The sequence below is a fragment of the Dehalococcoidales bacterium genome (genome assembly GCA_028717385.1).
Classification (GTDB): Bacteria; Chloroflexota; Dehalococcoidia; order Dehalococcoidales; family CSSed11-197; genus CSSed11-197.
The window spans coordinates 1-4,141 of sequence record JAQUNW010000055.1; the positions used below are offsets into that span (position 1 = coordinate 1).

The following is a 4,141-nucleotide window of genomic DNA, read 5'->3' on the forward strand; positions in this document are numbered from 1 at the left end:
AGCACAAACAGCTGTAATAAAGATTTCTATTAAACCTTCTTTAAGTGCTTGCATGTACACAGATTGAGAGCCAGGTATTATTATACAACGAACTGTATTGGCAACTGCCTTTCCCTTTAAAATACTGGCAGCAACTCTCAGGTCTTCAATACGCCCATTAGTGCAACTTCCGATTATCGCTTGGTCAATTTTTACGTGCCCGGCCTGGCTAACCGGCTTGGTGTTGGAAGGAAGGTGCGGAAACGACACCTGAGGTTCAATTTCAGAAACATCGTATGTTATCACTTTTGTATATTCTGCATCCGTTTTCTGCTTATAAACAATAAAAGGTCTTTTAGCCCTGTCTTTTACATAGTTGACAGTCTTATCATCAGCATAGAAAAGCCCGGCTTTAGCCCCGGCTTCAATGGCCATATTAGCCATGGTAAGCCTTCCTTCTAACGAAAGATGATCAATGGCACCCCCGCCGAATTCCATCGCCACATATAACGCTCCATCGACTCCTATATCACCGATGGTATGCAATATAAAATCTTTGCCTCCGACCCAGCGTCTGGGCTCTCCGATATAATTGAACCGGATCGTCGCCGGAACCTTCATCCAGATATGACCGGTAGCCATTGCGGATGCGATATCAGTAGACCCCATGCCGGTTCCAAAGGCGCCCACAGCTCCATAAGTACAGGTGTGTGAATCGGCGCCTATAATAATATCCCCCGGCAGCACCAATCCTTCTTCATGAAGCAAAACATGCTCAATCCCAACTTTGCCAACTTCGTAGTAATGGCACCCCTGCTTTGCGCAAAATTCTCTCACCATTTTTGCCTGTTCAGCAGAAGCAATGTCTTTGTTGGGCGTGAAATGGTCAGGCACCATGACAACTTTTTCCGGGTTAAATACCCGGTTTACACCAATTTTGTTAAATTCTCTTATGGCAATTGGACCGGTTATGTCATTTGACAGCACCATATCAACATCTGCTTCAATAAACTCACCAGGTATTACCCGATTTTTGCCACTGTGTGCAGCCAGTATCATTTCAGCTAAAGTCATCTATAACCCCTTATGTTAAGTAAATTACATGTTTACCGCTTAATTAAGAGAACCGTCAAAGCAATAACTGTGGCAGCTAAAGCAATATAGTATAAACCCGCTCCAACTGCGAGCCCAATTCCAGCCGCTAACCAAATGCTGTTTGCTGTAGTAATTCCTTGTACCCCTCCACTATCACGATGAAGAATGGCTCCTGCACCAATAAAACCAATACCACTGACAATACCAGCGGCAATGCGAGAAGGATCACCCCCGGTAAAGCCTTCCAGAGACACTGCCGTAAAAATTGCAGATCCAAGGGAGATTAATGCCAGATCACGAACACCTGCCGGTTTTCCCGCTTTCCACCTTTCAAATCCGATAACTCCTCCCAATACAGCGGCAAGCAGCAACCTTAACACTACTTCAATTTCAGCCCACATCACATGTACCCCTTTTGGGTCAATGGCTTTCGGCAAGCAAACGATTCAAGGCATTCATATAGGCTTTAGCGCTAGCAGTAATAATATCCGTATCTGCTCCCCGTCCAGTATAGCTAACGCCTTCACTTTCAATTCTAATCAGCACTTCTCCGATAGCATCTATACCTTCTGTAACCGATTTAACCGTAAACTCGGTAAGACGATTGGGTACATTAACAATACGATTTATTGCCTTATATACAGCATCAACCGGACCAGAGCCCAATGCAGCATCACCTTTTACTTCACCATTGGGGCATTTAAGCACCACAGCGGCAGTTGGAATACCATCCCCACAGGTCACCTGAAGTTTCTCAAGTTGGTAGTCACCTGCGTAGATCCGCTTTTCATCTGCCAACAGGGACTCAATATCCCTGTCTGTTACCTGCTTCTTTTTATCTGCCAAATCTTTAAAAGCATCGAAGGCGCGGTTCAAATCGTCTTCGTTCAAATTATAACCCAGTTCGGCTAGCCGTTCTCTGAAGGCGTGTCTTCCGCTTAGTTTGCCCATAACAAGCGATGATGAGGGCACCCCGACTTTCTGCGGGTCAATGATTTCGTATGTCTTAGGCATTTTAATTACGCCATCCTGATGAATCCCAGACTGGTGACGAAACGCATTCATCCCAACAATAGCTTTGTTAGGCTGAACCTGAAAACCGGTAATCTCGCTAACCAGACGACTGGTTCGATAAATGTGTTCAGTTTTTATACCAGTATTGACATTGTAAAGATCTTGACGGGTCGCAATCGCCATCACTATTTCTTCCAGCGAAGCATTCCCGGCTCTCTCTCCAATACCGTTAATAGTACATTCAACCTGTCGTGCGCCTGCGTTGACGGCAGCCAGGGAATTGGCAACCGCCAAACCTAGATCGTTATGGCAATGTACACTGACAACAGCTTTTTGAATATTCGCGACATTTTCAAACAGTGATCCTATAAGACCACCGAATTCGTCCGGCATGGCGTATCCTACAGTATCCGGAATGTTTACCGTGGTTGCGCCGGCTTCAATAACAGCTTCGATAATACGAAAGATGAATTCCGGGTTTGCCCGGCTAGCATCCATTGGGGAAAACTCTATGTTAGAAGTATATCTAGCGGCATGGGCTACCATACTTCTGGCAAGTTCCAATACTTCCTCGGGGCTTTTACGCAGTTGATGCGCCATCTGAACATTGGATGCCGATATAAACACGTGTATTCGCGGATTAGCTGCTTCATGCACAGCTTCCCAAGCACGATCAATATCTTTTACATTTGCCCGTGCCAGTGCACATATGGCAGATTGGCGAATACGGGAACTGATGATCTTTATGGCTTCAAAATCCCCGGGAGATGAAATTGGAAAACCAGCTTCAATTACATCGACTCCAAGCTTTTCCAGTTGACAGGCAATCTCCAGTTTTTCTTCACGATTTAGAGTAGTTCCGGCTGCCTGCTCTCCGTCTCTCAGGGTTGTGTCAAATATTATAATATTCTTCATGTTTTTACTCCTCAACAATCTTACAAAATTATACGGCGCAGCAACCCCTCCGCCCCGTTACCGGGTGGAGGGGTCAGTAAGGATGAGTATAGCCTTTATTGAGAAGCATTCAGACATAAAAAATCAATATACCCTGTTGCTTTCCTTGCCTTGATTACTCTCTATTTTGCATCTTTCAGCCAGGGCATCATATCCCGGAGCTCCGCCCCAACCTCTTCTATCAGGTCATGCTCTTCGATGCGTTTAAGGGCATTATATGTTGGACGATTAGCCTGGTTTTCCAGTATCCACTCCTTGGCAAACGTGCCGTCTTGGATTTCAGCAAGTATTTGTACCATTTCTTCCATAACGTGCTCGTTAATAACCCTGGGACCGCGAGTGTAATCGCCATATTCGGCGGTATCGCTGACAGAGTATCGCATATAGCTCATCCCGCCTTTATACATAAGGTCTACAATCAGTTTCAATTCATGCATACATTCAAAATAAGCAATTTCCGGCTGATAACCGGCTTCCACCAGAGTATTAAATCCGGCTTTGACCAGCGATGTCACTCCGCCACAAAGAACGGCCTGTTCGCCAAATAAATCGGTTTCAGTTTCTTCGTCGAAAGTTGTTTCCAGAACTCCGGCTTTCCCTGAGCCAATGCCAGCTGCATACGCCAGAGCCAGATCAAGTGCCTGACCGCTAGCATCTTGATGCACTGCTACCAGGGCTGGTGCACCGGCACCTTCAACATAGACCTGACGAAGCATATGACCCGGGCACTTGGGGGCTATCATGGTTACATCTACATCTTCCGGGGGCACTATCTGCCCATAATGGATATTAAAGCCGTGTGCGAACATCAGCATCTTGCCGGCTTTTAGCTCCGGTTCAATTGACTGGGTATAAATTTTTGACTGGATTGTGTCTGGAGCAAGCACCATAACTATATCTGCTTTTGCAGTAAGTTCGCGGGCTTCCATAACCTCAAAACCAGCCTTTTCAGCCGCTTGCCATCCTTTGCCACCAGGAACTTCAGCGACAATCACATTGATTCCGCTATCCCTTAGGTTCTGCGCCTGGGCATGCCCCTGGCTGCCATATCCAATAATACCGATTACCTTGTTTTTTATAAGATCCAGGTTACAATCTT

At 45.8% G+C, this 4,141-nt stretch carries 4 protein-coding genes; all 4 read right to left on the reverse strand.

Annotated features, from left to right (window positions below; translation table 11 throughout):
* Positions 1–1,053, reverse strand: a 1,053-nt coding sequence (locus PHX29_07100) for a 3-isopropylmalate dehydratase large subunit (protein MDD5605650.1), incomplete at its 3' end; no start/stop codon positions are given.
* A gap of 32 nt (positions 1,054–1,085) precedes the next feature.
* A complete protein-coding gene (locus PHX29_07105; protein ID MDD5605651.1) occupies positions 1,086–1,475 on the reverse strand; it encodes an MgtC/SapB family protein in 390 nt (129 codons plus the stop codon).
* Positions 1,476–1,494: 19 nt separating this feature from the next.
* On the reverse strand, positions 1,495–3,003 hold the full coding sequence (locus PHX29_07110; GenBank protein MDD5605652.1) for a 2-isopropylmalate synthase: 1,509 nt from the start codon (positions 3,001–3,003) through the stop codon (positions 1,495–1,497).
* 161 nt (positions 3,004–3,164) lie between these two features.
* Positions 3,165–4,141 (reverse strand): ketol-acid reductoisomerase (ilvC, locus tag PHX29_07115; GenBank protein MDD5605653.1); only part of this gene is annotated, 977 nt, incomplete at its 5' end.